Below are 15,443 nucleotides of genomic sequence, written 5' to 3' on the forward strand. Positions count from 1 at the left end.
CCAGCGGCGGCACGAGGGGCACCGGTCGCCCCACCGGGGGCTCGCGGCGCCGCAGCCAGCGCAGCGGTGCGGCCACTCGAAGCTCGCCGTCGAGCGGAGCGCCCGGCGGTACTCCTCGAAGGCCTGCGGCACCTGGCCCCGACGCTCGAAGATGGTTCCCAGGTAGGCGTGAAGGGATGGCAGGTCGGGCGCCTGCACCTCGATCTTCTGGAACTGGTCCGCCGCTTCGTCGAGCATGGACAGCTCGAAGTACACGCGCGCGAGGCCGAGAGCCACTGCCAGGTTCTCGGGGGCCCGGGCCGCCGCCTGCTGATAGAGGGCGATCATCCTCGTGGGGCGACCCTCGGCGCGGTGGAGCTGCTCGATGCGGGAGAGGAGCGGGAGTGCGAGCTGCCGCTCGAGCCCGCGCTCCCAAACCCGGCCCGCCTGCGCCGCGTCGCCCGCCTTGAGATGGACATCCCCCAGCGCCAGGATCGCGGGGAGGAAATCGGCCTGGACGCGGAGAGCCTCGCGGAAGGCCGTCACGGCAGCCTGGGCGTCCCCGTCGGCCGCCCGGGCCTGGCCGACCTCGTACTGGATCCCGGCGAGCCAGGCCTGCTCCTCCGCCCGCTCCTGGACCGGCGCGAGCCGGAGCAGCCGTTCCTGGGCGGGGAGCGCGTCAGCCCAGCGGCCCAGCTCGGCGGTGAGGTCGCGGAGAGCTCGAAGCGCTGTCAAGTGATCCGGATCGCGCGCGAGCACGTCCCGGTAGATCCCCAGAGCGTCGTCCTGCCGCCCCGCCCGGCGATAGTCCTCGGCCACCGCCAGGAGCGTCTCGGGGCGCTCGTCGTTCCGGAGCGCCTGGAGCCGGTGGACGAGGGCTCCCTGCGCGTCGCCGCGGCCGTGCGCCAGCTCGGCGAGCTTCGCATGGGCCTCTGTGTAGCCGGGCTCCCGCCGGAGGATCTCCTCGTAGGCGGCTTGCGCCTGGACCCACCGTCCTGCGAGCTGGGCATCGAGCCCTTGGTGGTAGAGCTCACCAAGAGCTGCTGTGCGCCGGGCACCGCGAGCGGTCTGGTGGTCACGGTAGGCGCGGCTCAGATCGCGGGCCGCGCCGAGGAGGATGGCGAGCACCACCCCCAGGAGGAAGGCGCCGAGGAGGAGCGCCATGAGGGGAAGGTCGTAGCCCCAGGCGGGTCCGAGGGCCACCCTGACGCGGGCGTCGTTGAGCGAGGTCAGGTACGCGACGAAGACTGCGAACAGGAGGAGGAGAAGGAGAGCCAGGCGGATGGGCACGGAACGGGCGCCCTGCGGCGCGTGCTATCCGGCCGCCGTCCGCTCTTCTTCCTCGACGGTCCGCTGACAGCCGATGCAGTAGCGGGCGAAGGGCAGGGCCTCGAGCCGCTTCTCGGCAATGAGTTCCCCGCACCGCTCGCAGGCGCCGAACCCGCCTTCGTCGAGCTTCTGAAGAGCCGCGACCACCTCTTTCAGGAGGCGCCGGTCGCCGTTGCCCAGCTCGAACAGGAACTCTCGGTTGTATGCACTCGAGGCCTGGTCGCCCAGGTCCTTGATGGAGTCGTCCTCGGGGCCCTTGGCGTACAGCACAGTCTTCCCGACCCCCTCGACGAGCTGGCGGTGCTTCTCCTCCAGCTTCTTCCTGAAGTGGGCCAGACGTTCCTTCCTCATCTCCGCCTCCTTGCAACCGTCCTGCGGCGCCGCGGCGGGCCCCGCGGTAGTGGCGCAGGCTACCATGTCGCCCGAATGAACGCAACCCGCGCCGCCGCCCCGGCGGCTCAGGAGCCCTCCACGGAGAGCACGGGCGCGTCGCCCCAGAGGCGCTCGAGGGCGTAGAACTGCCGCGGCCCGTCGGTGAAGAGGTGGACCACGACGTCGCCGTAGTCCAGCAGGAGCCAGCCGCTCTGGGCAGTGCCCTCCCGATGACGCGCGCGCACGCCCGCGCCCTTGAGCGCTCCCTGGATCGCATCTGCCATGGTGTCTAGCTGCGTGCCCGACTGGGCGCTGCAGACCAGGAAGAAGTCCGCGATGCCGGAGAGGCCCTGCAGGTCGAGGACCACCAGGTCCACGGCCTTCTTCTCCAGGGCGGCGTGGGCGGCGAGGCGCACGGTCCGCTCGGACGACGTCGAGGCCATCATGCCTCCTGTCGGTACAGCCCGTGCTCGCGGATGTAGGCGGCCACCGGGGCCGGCATCCGGAAGGCGAGGCTCCGGCCCTCGCGGGCGCGACGCCTCAGCTCCGAGCCGGAGATCGGCAACGAGGCGGCTGCGACGAGGAGGGGGGCGCCCGGGGAGTCGCCCGTCACCCCGGGCCGGACGAACCCATCGAGCCCCAGCTCCCGGAGCACCTTCTGCGAGGCCGGGGCGTCCGGATCGAACCCGCTCCCGCTGCGCGGCACCACCACCAGCCGGGCACGCGCCGCGACGCCCCGCGGATCCCTCCACGTGAGCAGGTCGAGGAACGTCTCGGAGCCGATGATGAGGAAGAGGTCGCCGCGGGTCCCCAGCGCCTCGAGCGTGTCCACCGTGTAGGAGGGCCCGCGCCGCCGGAGCTCCACGTCGGAGACCTCGAATCGCGCGTGCTCCTGCGCCGCCAGCGCCGTCATGGCGAACCGATCGGCGGCCGGCGCCAGCTCGGCAGGGGGCTTGTGCGGGGGCATCGAGGCCGGCACGAGCAGCACGCGGTCCAGCTCGAGCACCTCGCAGACCTCGTCGGCCACGAGCAGATGGCCGAAGTGGATGGGGTTGAAGGTCCCCCCGAGCACCCCGAGGCGCGGCAACGCCCGGCTACTCCCGGAGCTGCCCGTCGCCGAGCACGACGAACTTCGTGGTGGTCAGCTCGCGCACGCCCACCGGCCCGCGCGCGTGGAGCCTGGACGTCGAGATGCCCATCTCGGCACCCATGCCGAACTGGGCCCCGTCCACGAGCCGTGTCGAGGCGTTGACCAGCACCGCCGCGGCATCCACCTCGCGGGTGAAGCGCCGCGCGCTCCGGAGGTCGGTGGTCACGATGGCCTCCGCGAGTCCCGAGCCGTGGCGGCGGATGTGCGCCACCGCCGCGTCGAGGTCGTCGACCACCTTCACCGCGAGGATGTAGTCGAGGTACTCTGTGTCCCAGTCGGCCTCCTGGGCCTCCCGGGCGGCGGGCACGAGGGCCCGCGTGCGCTCGTCCCCCCGCAGCTCCACGCCCGCCTCGACGAGCCGCGCCGCGGCCACCGGCAGGAAGCGGGGCGCGACGGCGGCGTGCACCAGCAGCGTCTCGATGGCGTTGCAGACGCTCACGCGGTGCGCCTTGGCGTTGACGGTAATGGCCACGGCCATCTCGAGGTCGGCGCTCTCGTCCACGAAGACGTGGCACAGCCCCTTGTCATGCTTGAGCACGGGGACGGTGGAGCGCTCGTTCACCAGGCGGACGAACTCCTCGCCACCCCGGGGGATGATCAGGTCCAGGTAGCGGTCGAGCGTGAGGAGCGCCATCACGGCGGCGCGGTCCACCGTGTCCACGTACTGGATCACGTCAGCCGGCAGGCCCGCCTTCTCCGCCGACTTGGCGAGAAGCTGGGCGATCAGGCTGTTGGACTCGATGGCCTCGCTGCCCCCCCGCAGCACCACGGCGTTCCCGGACTTGAGGCAGAGCCCTGCAGCGTCGGCGGTGACGTTGGGGCGGGACTCGTAGATGAAGCCGATCACACCGAGGGGTACACGCACGCGGGAGATCTCGAGACCGCTGGGCCGGCGCCACGTCTCCACCACGTCCCCCACGGGATCGGCGAGCGCGGCCACCTGCCGCAGGCCGGCGGCCATCTCCTCGATGCGCCCCTCCGTCAGCGTGAGCCGGTCCACGAAGGCGCGCGTGAACCCCTTGGCGCGGGCGCGGTCGAGGTCAGCCCGGTTGGCCTCGAGGATCGTGGCGGCCTTCTCCTCCAGCCCGCGGGCCATCTGCCTCAGGGCCTCGTCCTTGGTCCTGGTGGGAGCCAGCGCGAGCGCCCGTGACGCCTCCTTGGCGGCGCGCGCCTTGGCCTGCACCTGTGCCGCGATGTCCATGCCCAGCCTCCCCGCGCCTCCGCTCAGAGCACCACCAGGTTGTCCCGGTGGATCACCTCGCCAAACCCCTTGTAGCCCAGCCTCTTCTCGATCTCGGCGGTTTTGACCCCCCGGATCGCCCGCAGCTCGGAGGCCTCGTAGTTCACGAGCCCCCGCGCGAACTCCCCCCCGCCGTCCTCGGCGAGACTGACGACCTCTCCCGCCCGGAACTCCCCCCGCACCTCCACCAGCCCCGAGGGCAGGAGGCTCTTGCCCTTCTCAGTTAAGGCCTTCTTCGCGCCCGCGTCAACCGTGAGGCACCCCTGGGGCGGGACCGCGAAGGCGATCCACCGCTTCCGTGCCGCCAGCCTGTCCCCGCGGGGCTGGAAGTAGGTGCCGAGCCCCTCGCCTGCGAGGAGCCGCCCCAGCACACCTGGCTCTCGCCCGCTGGCGATGACCATGGCGATGCCCGAGGCTCCAGCTTTCTGGGCCGCCTCGAGCTTGGTGCTCATGCCCCCCACGGACACGCCCGCCCGTTCATCGTAGACGAGGCGCTGGATGTCCTCCGTGATGGCCTCAACGGTCTCCACTCGGCGCGCGCTGGGGTCGCGCCGCGGATCTGCCGTGTACAGGCCGTCTACATCCGTCAAGAGGACCAGGAGATCAGCGTCGATCAGGTGGGCCACCAGGGCGGCGAGGTTGTCATTGTCCCCCACCTTGATCTCGTCCACCGCCACCGTGTCGTTCTCGTTGACGATGGGCAGGACCCCGAAGTGGAGCAGGGTGAGGAGCGTGTTCCGGGCGTTGAGGTAGCGCGAGCGGTCACTGATGTCCTGGCCCGTCAGGAGCACCTGGCCCACGTGCAGGCCATGCCTCTTGAAGGCGTGCTCGTAGTGCCACATGAGCGCCGACTGCCCCACCGCCGCCGCCGCTTGCTTCTCGGGGATGCTGCGCGGTCGCGCTGGCAGTCCGAGACGTGCCATGCCGGTCACGATGGCGCCGGACGAGACCAGGGCCACCTCGCGGCGGTCCTTGCGGAGCCCCGCGATGTCCGCGGCCAGCGCGGCGATGCGCCTGGCGTCGGGCCCCTGGCCGGGCGCGGCGATGAGCCCGCTGCCGACCTTGACGACCAGCCGCCGGGCCCGGGTCACCCCGCGGCGGGCGCCCACTCGGGGCTCCTGAGCCTCGCGGCCACGTCGCGGAGGAGGGCGTCGAGGCCAATGCCCGTGACGGAGGAGATGGCGTGGAAAGCGATGCCCCGCTCCTTGCAGAACCGCTGGAGGGCTGCCCGGCCCCCCGCCGTGCCCGGCAGATCGGCCTTGCTCCCCGCCACCACCTGAGGGCGCCCGGCCAGCGTCTCGGAGTAGGTTGAGAGCTCATGCTGGATGGCCTGATAGTCCTCCACGGGGTCGCGCCCGTGCCTCGGATCGAGGTCCACCAGGTGGATCAGGAGCCGCGTCCGCTCCGTGTGGCGGAGAAAGCGGATACCCAGCCCCTTGCCCTCCGCCGCGCCGGGGATGAGCCCGGGCAGGTCGGCGATCACGAAGGAAGCGCCCTCGCCCAGGCGGACCATGCCGAGGCTGGGCGCGAGCGTCGTGAAGGCATAGTCGGCGATCTTCGGCGTGGCGGCGGACAGTCTGGACACGAGGGTGGACTTGCCGGCGTTCGGGAAGCCGATCACCCCGACGTCGGCCAGGAGCTTCAGCTCCATGTGGATCCAGCGCTCGTCCCCAGCGCGTCCGAGATCGGCCCGTCGTGGCGCCCGGTTGGTGGACGTGACGAAGCGGGCATTGCCGCGACCCCCGCGGGCTCCGCGCGCGACCACGAGGCGTTCGCCGGCCACGGTGAGGTCGCCGAGAGGCTCGCCGGAGTCACGGTCGGAGACCACGGTGCCGAGCGGGACGCGCAGTACCGTGTCCGTCCCGCTCTTCCCGTGCCGGTTCGCGCCCCTGCCGTGCTGCCCCCGCTCGGCGTTGTAGTGGCGCTGGTAGCGGAAGTCCAGGAGGGTGGTGATGGAGGGGTCTGCTTCCAGGACCACGCTACCGCCGTCTCCCCCGTCGCCCCCGTCGGGGCCGCCCCGGGGAACGAACTTCTCGCGACGGAAGCTCACACACCCGGCGCCTCCGTCGCCGCCCTTGACGAAATGCTACCGGCCGTCACGAACTGACCGCCGAAGCGCTTCACCCCGAGCATCTGGGGGTTCGAGTCGCGACCGTTCCTGGAGCTGCCGACACCCTTCTTGTGCGCCATGAGCCTAGACCTCGATCTTCGTGATGCGGACGGTCGTCAGGGTCTGCCGATGCCCGCGCTTCCGCCGGTAGTTCTTCCGCCGCTTGAACTTGACCACGAGTACCTTGGCGTCCTTCTTCTCGACGACCACCTCGCCGGTAACCCTGGCCCCCTTGAGCGCCCCGGGCTCCACGGTGACTTGGCCATCCTGGTTGACGAGCAGGACCTCCTTGAACTCCACCGCCGTGCCCCGAGGCTGGCCGAGCCGTTCCACCTTGATGACCTGGCCCGGTGCCACCCGGTACTGCTTCCCGCCCGTCGCGATGACCGCTTCCATGAATCTCCTATCTCCTCGCCTGGACGTGACTTGCTATGCGTTGCGGTTTGGCCTCTTCGCCCTCATGGGGCTCATCGGGGCGTGCGCGCAACCGTTGGCCTCTCGCGGCTTGGCCTCTTCGGCCCTGCGGGCCTCATCACGTCGCTTGACCGTGGCTTCCCACGCCTTGCGGCTTGGCCTCTTCGGCCCTGCGGGCCCTCACCACGTCGCTTGATCGTGGCTTCCCACGCCTTGCGGCTCGGCCTCTTCGGCCCTGCGGGCCCTCACCACGTCGCTTGATCGTAGCTTCCCACGCCTTGCGGCTTGGCCTCTTCGGCCCTGCGGGCCTCATCACGTCGCTTGACCGTGGCTTCCCACGCCTTGCGGCTTGGCCTCTTCGGCCCTGCGGGCCTCATCGGGGCGCGCCAGCAGCCGTTGGGCGCGTCGCGCCGCGCGGCGAAGCCCAATCAGACCACAAGGACACCCTGGAAGTCAAGGGCGACGCGGTCTTAGCTATACGCGCCCTCGGTGAGCGGCTTGCCTCGCCACACGACCGGGTCGGCCTCCCATCGGTACGGAAGCTCCAGCGACCCGCCGGGCGAGGAGATGGTCCGCAGCGCGCCGAGCGTGTCGGTCAGCACCCGCAGCTGCTTGTCGCGGTTCCCCGGCTCCCCGAGCATGCTACCCCGGGGGAAGCGCACGCGCAGCCAGCGCGGAGGCATCACCCGGCGGCTTGCGCCGGGATTGTTCGACAAGGAGATGGTCGGAACGCCCCAGGCTTCGATCTCCCGCTGGACCAGTCCACCGGACTGGTGGCAGACGGGTCAGACGGGGATGATGAGCGCGACGTCCACCCCCTCGGACCGGAGGCTCTGGGCGATGGCCGGGGCCGTCTCCTCCGCGAGATCCGCGGCGGGCGGACAATAGCCCATGATGCTGTAGTGGGTTGCTGCCAGGCTCCCGATCACCCCCGAGGCCTCGAGCTCGCTCAGCCGATCCAGCGGGAAGATCGTGTTCATGTCCTCCCGTGCCACCTCGTGGGCGAAGTGGTCGTGGGCGATCCCGAGCGCGCTGATGGGCAACACGGCGGGGATGGCGCGCCACGTCCAGTCGCCCTCGCCCGAGTTGGCGTCGAAGGGCACATGCTGCTCGTGGCAGTACAAGCCACCTGTGCTCACCACGGCGACCCGGCTCTCGGCCAGGGCCTTCGTCACGGGCGCCCACGGCGACTGGGTGAAGGCCGGCCACGGGTAGTCCTTGAAGGCGGCCCCGTAGTCGTGGCGCTCGACGAGGGGCGCGGCCCGGGACCACCAGGCCGCGTACCTCTCCCTGAACTCGGGGATCCAGCGCGAGTCGCTCTTCACCGGGGGCATGCGTCCTCCCGGAGCGCCACATCGGGCCGCGGAGGGCGATCGGCGCACCGGGCTCGGCGGCTCAGACACCGCGAGGGAGCGGGGTCCCGTCCGCACTCGATCTCCCGCCCGTCCCGGTTCCGGGGGGGGCGGTCAGCGAACCCGAGCGGAAACAGCATGGCGAAGTACTCCGCCGTCATGGCAATCCTCCTAGGCTGGCGCGAGGTACCGGGAGAGCCGCTGCCTGAGGAAGAGGCGCGAGCGGTGCACGCGCGACTTGACCGCGGGCAGGCTGATCCCGAGCGCCTCGGCGATCTGGGGGTTCGAGAGCCCTTCAACGTCGTGCATGAGGAAGGCAGTCCTGTAGTCCAGCGGCAACTCGTCAATGGCCGCCGTCAGGACGCTTCTGAGCTCGGTCTGTAGCGCCGGTTCGTCGACCTTGGCCGACCAGTCCCCCACGGGATCGGCGTGCTTCCCGAGATCGTCGAAGGCAGGGAGGAGATCCTCCCAGGACACCTCGTTCCGCTTGCCCTGCCGGCTCCGGAGCTTCTGGTAGGCCGCGTTGGCCGTGATGCGGTAGAGCCAGCTGCCGAAGGCCGACTCCCCCTTGAACGTGTGGATCTTCCGCGCCGCGGTCCAGAGAGCGTCCTGCACCACTTCCTCAGCGTCCTGCTCGTTGCTGGTGATGCGGATCGCCAGCCGGTAAACGCGATCGCCGTAGGTGGCGACGAGCTGCTCCGGCCCTTCGGGATCCTCGCGTCGCAGGCGCTCGAGAAGGACCGCATCAGGATCGACCCGCCCCGAGGGCGCACGTTCTACCTCGTCCGGTCGTGTCACCATCTCAGCCGGCCTCGCCCCCTCGCTCCGCTCGGGGAACTTCCATCTTCGCTCGCCTCGGCGCGCTTCGCGCTTCTCCATCCACCTCGCTCGGCTCGCCTTCGGCTGCGCCTCGCACAGCGGGCTGCGGCTCGCCCCCTCGCTCCGCTCGGGGAACTTCCATCTTCGCTCGCCTCGCCTCCGGCTGCGGCTCGCACACCTTATACAGCGCGAGGTGATGCTTGAGCTCGGTCATGCACCGCTCCATGACCTCGATCTCGCGCGTGACCTTGGTCATGAGGATCGCGCCCTCGAGGGCAGCCACCACGAACTGCGCCCCACTGATCGGGTCCAGGTCGGATCGGAGGCTGCCGCGTTGCTGGCCGCGGGCGAGGGTCTCGGCCAGCTTCCCCCGCCAGGCTCCGAAGATGACGGCCAGGCGCTGGCGGAATCCCTCGTGCACGTCTGACAGCTCAGAGGCCAGGTTCCCCAGGGGGCAGCCGCCGACGCAGTTGCGCTGCCGCAGAGTGTCGAGCACGCGGTCGAGGAATCCGCCGATCTGGCGCAGCGGATCGCCCGACGCTTCGGCAAAGGCCGGCTCCAGGGTTCGCTCCGTGAAGGCCTGGATCGCCCTGTCGATGATGGCGTAACCGAGATCTTCCTTGCTCTTGAAATAGTAGTAGAAGTTCCCCTTGCCGACGCCGCTTTCCTTGAGCACCTCGTCGAGGGACGTCGCGTGGTAGCCGCGCAGGTGGATCAGCTTTCCGGCCACGTCCAGGATCTGATCCCTGGTTGCTGCCCCTTTGGCGCTCCTGACTTCCACAGCCATCGCCCTGTCTCCTGGCAGTTTTAACGCCTTGCGGTATGTACCAACTGGTCGGTACAAATATAGCCAAGAAGTAGCGCGGCAGCAAGCGGAAATTGCAGGGCCAGGGCCTGGTTGAGCCGGGGGTGTCAGTGGGCCTGGCGCACGGCAGGCGAAGCGCAGCGCGTCAAATCCAGCCAGCCATCTCCAAGGCTGACGGATCGGACTCGGGGGCGAGCCGGGCGCGGCCCGGACCTCGGAGCCAGGCCAGGGTCAGTCGCTTCCTCCCACGGCCACGTGGGGGGTGTCAAGCCGGGGCTCGCCCACCCGTCCCCGTCGTCATGTCGGGGTCTCCCCCCTGTCACCCCCTCGGCGTTTCCGGCCATGGGCCGGCGCGGTCTGGCTTGGGAGCTCACACTTCCCGGGCGACGGTGCTGACGATGCGGGCCCCGGGCGCGCGGGCTCGCAACAACCCCTCCGCGCGCTCCGGCGCCATGCCGTACACGGCAGTGGCCGCTGCGTCGGCAGCAAGGCAGGTGCTAGCAGACACCGTGACGCTGTGCATCGCCGTGCGCCTGGGGGCGGCCGTCGTCGGGTCGAGGAGATGATGGTACCGGCGGCCCCCGTGACTGAAGAACTGCAGGTAGTCTCCGGAGGTCGCCAGCGCCCCGTCGCTGACGGCCAGTTCTCCAGCGAGGCGGCTCGGGTCATCCGGCGACCGGACCCCGACCCGCCAGGGCTCGCCGGACTCGGACTCCCCGAGAGCGAAGAGATCGCCGCCGACGTTCACGATCGCCCGCGTGATGCCCCGGCGCCTGAGCGCCTGGACCGCGGCATCGACCCCGTGGCCCTTCGCGATGCCACCGAGGTCGACCTCCACGCCGGGGTCCCTGAACCGGATCACCGGCCCCCCCCGCCACGTCTCAAGTTCCATCGCGCGGTAGAGGCTGCGCCCGGCCAGGGGCCGGACCTGGTCCTCGGGGGGCGGGGTGCGCCGCTGGCCCACGTCCCAGAGCCGGATGGCCCGGCCGATGCACGGGTCGAAGTCGCCGGCGCTCGCCTCGGCCCACGCGAGAGCCTCCCGGAGCACTGCCGCCGTCCGCAGACTCACGGACACGGGCCCAGTGGCCGCAAGGCGGTTCGCGCGCCCGACATCGGAGGCCTCGGAAAAGCGCGTCATGAGCTGCTCCACCGTCTGGAGCTCCTCCATCGCCGCGTCCATGGCAGCATGGGCCAGGCGCGGGTCCCGATGGACGACGGCCAGCTCGGCGATGGTCCCCATCACCGGCATGGCCCGGCGCACCAGCTCCGGGCGCCCGCGGCCGGCGAGGGGGATGCTGGCCACGACGAAGGCACCGATCCCCAGAGTGAGGACCTCCCTCCGCGTGAAGGTGGGCGACGGGCCGCGATCAGCGTTGCGCATGCGTCGACTCCGTTTCTCCGCCGGGTTTCGCGTCACAGCCGCCACAGCCCTCCGCCGTCGCCGTGCACGAGCTGCCGCCGCATGAGAGGCGGCGGCCGCGCATCAAGAGCCCGAACAGCGCGAAGAGGGCCGCCACGCCGAGGATGGTCAGCAGCGTCGTCATGACGAGCTCAGGAGCCCCGCGAAGCCCATGAAGGCCAGCGAGAGGCTGCCGGCGATGAGCAGCACGAGCGCCGTGCCCTTGGCGACCGCGGGGACGTCGACCAGCTCGATGCCCTCGCGGATCGAGGCCATGACCAGCAAGGCCAGGGTGAGGCCGGCCCCCGAGCCGATCGCGAAGACCACCGCCTCCAGGAGGCTGTACTCCCGGTTGGTCTGGAAGATGGCCAGGGCGAGGACCGCGCAGTTGGTCGTGATGAGCGGAAGATAGATCCCGAGGGCGCGAAACAGCGCCGGGCTCAGCTTCTTGATCACCATCTCGACGATCTGCACCAGGGACGCGATGACGATGATGAAGGCGATGAGGCGGAGGTACGGGGCGCTGCGGAGGACGAAGGCGTTGAGGAACCACACGGCCACCGCCGTCATGGTGAGCACGAAGGTGTCGGCCACGCCCATCCGGAGCGCCGTGTCGATGCGGCCCGACACGCCGAGGAACGGGCACAGGCCGAGGAACAGCATCAGGGTGAAGTTGTTCACCACCATCGAGGAGATGAAGATCCACGCGAGGTCGCCCATCAGGCCGCCCTCTCCACCGCCGCGATCCCACCCGGCTCCACCGCGCGCGCCCTGAGCGCCTTCCGCCGCTTGAGCCAGGCCACCGTCAGCAGGACGAAGGCGAGCGTGAAGAACCCGCCGGGGGGGAGCACCATGATCACCCAGGGCTCGAATCTGGGCCCGAAGAGGCTCACCCCGAGGAAGGTCCCGCTGCCGAGCACCTCGCGCACGGAGCCCATGATGAGCATCATGATGATGAAGCCGATGCCCATCCCGATCGCGTCGAGCACCGAGCGGCCGACGGGGCTCTTACCGGCGAACGCCTCCTGGCGGCCCAGGATGATGCAGTTGACGACGATGAGCGCCACGAAGGCGCCAAGCGCCTTGTAGATGTCGGGGACCAGCGCCTGCAGCGCCATCTCGGCGACGGAGACGAAGGTCGCGATGATCAGGATGTAGCTGGCGATCCGGACCTCGTTGGGGATGAAGCGCCGGGAGACCGACACGAGCAGGCTCGAGCCGACGAGGACGAAGAAGGTGGCGATTCCCATGACGACGCTGTTCGCCACCGAGTTGGTCACCGCCAGGGTCGGGCAGAGTCCGAGCAGCTGGACCAGCACCGGGTTCTCGCGCCAGAAGCCCTTGATGAGGTCCTCCCGGGGCGCGGCGATCCGTCGTGCCCCTACCCCCGTGCCCTCGGGGGGGGCGCCGCAGTGCAGGTCCGCCGGGGCGATCTCTCTGCTCATCCCTTGCCCTCCTGGGGGTAGCGATCCACCAGCGGCCCCAGCCGCTGCAGCGCGTTGTTGATGATCCGGATGACGGCCTTCGATGAAATGGTGGCACCGGTGATCATCGCGACCTCGCGCGGGCCCGACCGCTTGCCCTGCTTCACCCCGATGAGCGGGACGTGGGCCTCGGCGAACTGCGAGACGAAGGCCCGGTCCTTCTCGATCTTGTCGCCGAGCCCCGGGGTCTCCTTACTCTCGAGGACCTTCATGCCGAGAAGCTGCTTCGTCCTCGGGTCGTAGCCGAAGATGACCCTCACGAAGTCCTGGAATCCCGCCTCGGCCGAGACCATGGCGAAGCCGACGCGCTGGTCGTCCGATCGGTAGCCGAGGTAGACGCGCTCGACCTTCTTGGGGTCGGCGCCGTCGGGCACCTTCCGCACGAGGGCGCCGGCCACGACGTAGAGCGTCTCGTAGCGCGCCGGAGCCCTGAGGACCTCGTTGACGGCCGCCGCCAGCTCTCGCGCCTTGTTGGCCTCGATGGTCGGCAGCGTGAGGCCGAAGGCGACCACGAGGAGCACGCCCGCCACGACCCCGCCCACGCCGAGGGTGGCCAGCAGCCGCGAGGCCTTGACCTCGTCCGGCGCCGGCGGCGCCGACGCCATCACCGCGCTCCCGCCCTGGCCGTCGCCGCCCGTCACGAGCGCCCCCTCGGCGCCGCCGAGCCGAACACCCGGGGCTGCGTCCACCGGTTCAGGAAGGGGACGAAGGCGTTCATGATGAGGATGGCGTACATCACGCCCTCGGCGAGCCCTCCCCAGAGCCGGATGAGGAGGACGAGCAGGCCGATGCCGGCCCCGAAGAGCCAGCAGCCGAGATGCGTCACCGGCGAGGTGACGAGGTCGGTGGCCATGTACATGGCGCCCAGCATGAGCCCCCCGGAGAAGAGCATGAAGGCGGCGCCCGGGTAGCGGGCCGGATCGAGCGCGTGCAGGCCGGCGGCGAGGATGGCGACGGTGGCGAAGATGCTCGCCGGGATCCGCCAGTTGAGGTAGTTGCGCAGGGCCAGGTAGCTGCCGCAGAGGAGGATCACGAGCCCCGACGTCTCGCCCAGCGAGCCCGAGGTGGTGCCCAGGACGAGGTCGAGGAGCGGCGTCCCCTGATGGTCAAACTTCATCCGGCCCAGCGGCGTGGCGCCCGTCACCGTGTCGAGCGCCCGGGGGCTCGCGAAGGGCCACGCGAAGTTGTCGCCGAGGAGCTGCCACCAGTGCCCGGTCGCGGGAGCGGGAAAGGTGGTCAGCGCCACCGGAAACGCCGCCTGGAGGAAGGCCCGCCCGAGGAGAGCGGGGTTGAACACGTTCTGGCCGAGCCCGCCGAAGGCGAGCTTGCCGATGGCGATGCCGAAGGCGCCACCGGCGAAGGCCATCCACAGGGGCAGCCCGGCCGGTAGCGTGAGCCCCAGCAGGATCCCGGTGATCGCCGCTGAGCCGTCGCCGAGGGTGCGCCGGCGATCCAGGCCGCGCTCGGTCACCAGCGCGCCGGCCGTGGCGGCCGCCACGACCAGGAGCGCGCTCGGCCCGAAGAAGTACGTGGCGACCGCCACGATGGGTGCCAGGCTCGCCACGACGCTCCACATGATCCTGGGCGTGCTGTCGCCGGCGGCGAGGTGCGGCGAGGCGGTGACGAGGAGCGACGGGGCGCTCATGCCGCGGCCGGGCGCTTCCGGAGCGCCGCCTTCGCCAGCGCGAAGAGCTGCGGCAGGGGGATGTTCGACGGGCAGGTGTAGCCGCAGCAGCCGCAGAGCATGCAATCGACCAGGTGGCTGGCCTCCATCTCCTCCCAGCGCTCCTTGAGGGCGAGCTGGCCGAGCAGCTGCGGGTTGAGGAAGACTGGACAGGAATCCAGGCAGTGTCCGCAGCGGATACATGGGTAGGAGACGGTGGGCTTCGTCTCCGCCGCGGCGAGGACGACCACGCCGGTCGTGCCCTTGACGAGGGGGGTGTCCAGGTGGGCCTGGGCGAGGCCCATCATGGGGCCGCCGAACACGATCTCCCGCGCGTCCGCGGTGAAGCCGCCGCAGGCGTCGATCAGGTCGCGGAGCTTCATGCCGACGGGCACGATGAGGTTCGCCGGCCGCTTGACCCCGCGCCCCGTCACGGTGACGATCCGCTCGATCAACGGCAACCCCGTCTCGAACACCTCGGCGATGGTCGCCGCGGAGGCGACGTTCTGCACGACAACGCCCACGTGCAGCGGGAGCTTCCCGGAGGGCACCTCGCGGCCGAGCAGCGCCCTGATCAACATCTTCTCCGCCCCCTGCGGGTACTTCACATCGAGCCCATGCACGGTCACGTCCAGGTCCGGGGGGAGCGTCCGGCGGATGGCCTCGATGGCATCGGGCTTGTTCAGCTCGATGCCGATCAGCGCGCGTGTCACCCCCAGGCAGCGCATCATGATGCGCAGGCCGAGGTGCACGCGCTCCGGGTACTCGACCATGGTGCGGTGGTCGGTGGTGAGGTATGGCTCGCACTCGCAGCCGTTGATCAGCACGGTGTCGACGACCTGGTCCTTGGGCGGGGCGAGCTTGACGTGGGTGGGGAACGCCGCGCCGCCGAGACCCACCACTCCGGCCTGGCGGATCGCCTCGACGATCTCGGAGGGCTCGAGGCGCGTCCAGTCCGGAACCAGTCGCGGCCGCGGCGCCTGCGGCGAGTAGCGGTCCACCGCGATCCGGACGGCGGGGGCGTAGGACCCGTCGGGATGCGGCCAGAGGGCGATACCCTCGACGGTCCCCGCCGCGGAGGCGTGCACCGGCGTCGAGACGTACCCGTCGGCCTCGCCGAGCGCATCGCCGCGCTCCACGCGGTCGCCGGGCTTCACGACGGGGCGCGCGGGCTTGCCCGTGTGCTGCCGGAACGGCAGCACCACCTCGTCCGGGTACGGCACCCGCCGGATCGCGATCCGGGCGGTGAGCTCCTTCAACTCGGGCGGGTGGACGCCGTGGCGGAACTTCAGATGGTTCCACACAGAAGGGTCAGTCCAGGCTGGGG

The 15,443-nt window shown here is 70.6% G+C and carries 19 protein-coding genes and 1 pseudogene; all 20 read right to left on the reverse strand.

All coding sequences use genetic code 11. From position 1 onward, the window contains the following. The coding region (locus tag HYV93_14235) for a DUF1049 domain-containing protein (protein ID MBI2527128.1) at positions 1 to 1,269 on the reverse strand (1,269 nt) is incomplete at its 3' end. A gap of 24 nt (positions 1,270 to 1,293) precedes the next feature. After that, complete coding sequence (locus HYV93_14240) at positions 1,294 to 1,659, reverse strand: TraR/DksA family transcriptional regulator (protein ID MBI2527129.1); 366 nt, start codon at positions 1,657 to 1,659, stop codon at positions 1,294 to 1,296. Positions 1,660 to 1,766: 107 nt separating this feature from the next. Further along, entirely contained in the window at positions 1,767 to 2,123 is a 357-nt protein-coding gene (gene rsfS, locus HYV93_14245; GenBank protein MBI2527130.1) for a ribosome silencing factor, read from the reverse strand. Then, positions 2,123 to 2,767: a nicotinate (nicotinamide) nucleotide adenylyltransferase gene (gene nadD, locus HYV93_14250; protein MBI2527131.1), complete on the reverse strand. Its 645-nt coding sequence runs from the start codon at positions 2,765 to 2,767 to the stop codon at positions 2,123 to 2,125. Before nadD ends, rsfS begins: the two co-directional genes overlap by 1 nt. 7 nt (positions 2,768 to 2,774) lie before the next feature. Further along, positions 2,775 to 4,031, reverse strand: a complete 1,257-nt coding sequence (locus HYV93_14255; protein ID MBI2527132.1) for a glutamate-5-semialdehyde dehydrogenase — start codon at positions 4,029 to 4,031, stop codon at positions 2,775 to 2,777. A gap of 23 nt (positions 4,032 to 4,054) precedes the next feature. Continuing rightward, on the reverse strand, positions 4,055 to 5,179 hold the full coding sequence (proB, locus tag HYV93_14260; GenBank protein MBI2527133.1) for a glutamate 5-kinase: 1,125 nt from the start codon (positions 5,177 to 5,179) through the stop codon (positions 4,055 to 4,057). Then, positions 5,158 to 6,120 carry a GTPase ObgE gene (obgE, locus tag HYV93_14265; GenBank protein MBI2527134.1) on the reverse strand — a complete coding sequence of 321 codons (963 nt, stop codon included), beginning with the start codon at positions 6,118 to 6,120 and terminating at the stop codon, positions 5,158 to 5,160. The genes proB and obgE overlap by 22 nt, the downstream gene beginning before the upstream one ends. A gap of 32 nt (positions 6,121 to 6,152) precedes the next feature. Continuing rightward, positions 6,153 to 6,260, reverse strand: a pseudogene (locus HYV93_14270) (50S ribosomal protein L27). A gap of 4 nt (positions 6,261 to 6,264) precedes the next feature. Next, entirely contained in the window at positions 6,265 to 6,576 is a 312-nt protein-coding gene (gene rplU / locus HYV93_14275) for a 50S ribosomal protein L21 (GenBank protein MBI2527135.1), read from the reverse strand. Positions 6,577 to 7,064: 488 nt separating this feature from the next. After that, the gene (locus HYV93_14280) at positions 7,065 to 7,277 is read right to left on the reverse strand and encodes a hypothetical protein (protein MBI2527136.1); all 213 of its coding nucleotides are present in this window, start codon (positions 7,275 to 7,277) and stop codon (positions 7,065 to 7,067) included. A 102-nt stretch (positions 7,278 to 7,379) separates the two neighbouring features. After that, positions 7,380 to 7,928 carry a hypothetical protein gene (locus HYV93_14285; protein MBI2527137.1) on the reverse strand — a complete coding sequence of 183 codons (549 nt, stop codon included), beginning with the start codon at positions 7,926 to 7,928 and terminating at the stop codon, positions 7,380 to 7,382. Positions 7,929 to 8,117: 189 nt separating this feature from the next. Further along, positions 8,118 to 8,747: a sigma-70 family RNA polymerase sigma factor gene (locus tag HYV93_14290; GenBank protein MBI2527138.1), complete on the reverse strand. Its 630-nt coding sequence runs from the start codon at positions 8,745 to 8,747 to the stop codon at positions 8,118 to 8,120. Position 8,748: 1 nt separating this feature from the next. Then, positions 8,749 to 9,552: a TetR/AcrR family transcriptional regulator gene (locus tag HYV93_14295; GenBank protein MBI2527139.1), complete on the reverse strand. Its 804-nt coding sequence runs from the start codon at positions 9,550 to 9,552 to the stop codon at positions 8,749 to 8,751. Positions 9,553 to 9,940: 388 nt separating this feature from the next. Next, positions 9,941 to 10,951, reverse strand: coding sequence for an FAD:protein FMN transferase (locus HYV93_14300; GenBank protein ID MBI2527140.1), 1,011 nt, complete (start codon positions 10,949 to 10,951; stop codon positions 9,941 to 9,943). Next, positions 10,938 to 11,114 carry a hypothetical protein gene (locus HYV93_14305; GenBank protein MBI2527141.1) on the reverse strand — a complete coding sequence of 59 codons (177 nt, stop codon included), beginning with the start codon at positions 11,112 to 11,114 and terminating at the stop codon, positions 10,938 to 10,940. The genes HYV93_14300 and HYV93_14305 overlap by 14 nt, the downstream gene beginning before the upstream one ends. Continuing rightward, positions 11,111 to 11,689 (reverse strand): electron transport complex subunit RsxA, encoded by a 579-nt coding sequence (locus tag HYV93_14310; protein ID MBI2527142.1) that lies wholly within the window; start codon positions 11,687 to 11,689, stop codon positions 11,111 to 11,113. The genes HYV93_14305 and HYV93_14310 overlap by 4 nt, the downstream gene beginning before the upstream one ends. After that, complete coding sequence (locus tag HYV93_14315) at positions 11,689 to 12,414, reverse strand: electron transport complex subunit E (protein MBI2527143.1); 726 nt, start codon at positions 12,412 to 12,414, stop codon at positions 11,689 to 11,691. Before HYV93_14315 ends, HYV93_14310 begins: the two co-directional genes overlap by 1 nt. Next, positions 12,411 to 13,094 carry an FMN-binding protein gene (locus tag HYV93_14320; protein MBI2527144.1) on the reverse strand — a complete coding sequence of 228 codons (684 nt, stop codon included), beginning with the start codon at positions 13,092 to 13,094 and terminating at the stop codon, positions 12,411 to 12,413. The genes HYV93_14315 and HYV93_14320 overlap by 4 nt, the downstream gene beginning before the upstream one ends. Then, on the reverse strand, positions 13,091 to 14,098 hold the full coding sequence (locus HYV93_14325; GenBank protein MBI2527145.1) for an RnfABCDGE type electron transport complex subunit D: 1,008 nt from the start codon (positions 14,096 to 14,098) through the stop codon (positions 13,091 to 13,093). Before HYV93_14325 ends, HYV93_14320 begins: the two co-directional genes overlap by 4 nt. After that, the gene (gene rsxC / locus HYV93_14330) at positions 14,095 to 15,420 is read right to left on the reverse strand and encodes an electron transport complex subunit RsxC (GenBank protein MBI2527146.1); all 1,326 of its coding nucleotides are present in this window, start codon (positions 15,418 to 15,420) and stop codon (positions 14,095 to 14,097) included. The genes HYV93_14325 and rsxC overlap by 4 nt, the downstream gene beginning before the upstream one ends. Positions 15,421 to 15,443: the final 23 nt, after the last annotated feature.

It is taken from the genome of Candidatus Rokuibacteriota bacterium (assembly GCA_016188005.1).
Taxonomy (GTDB): domain Bacteria; phylum Methylomirabilota; class Methylomirabilia; order Rokubacteriales; family CSP1-6; genus UBA12499.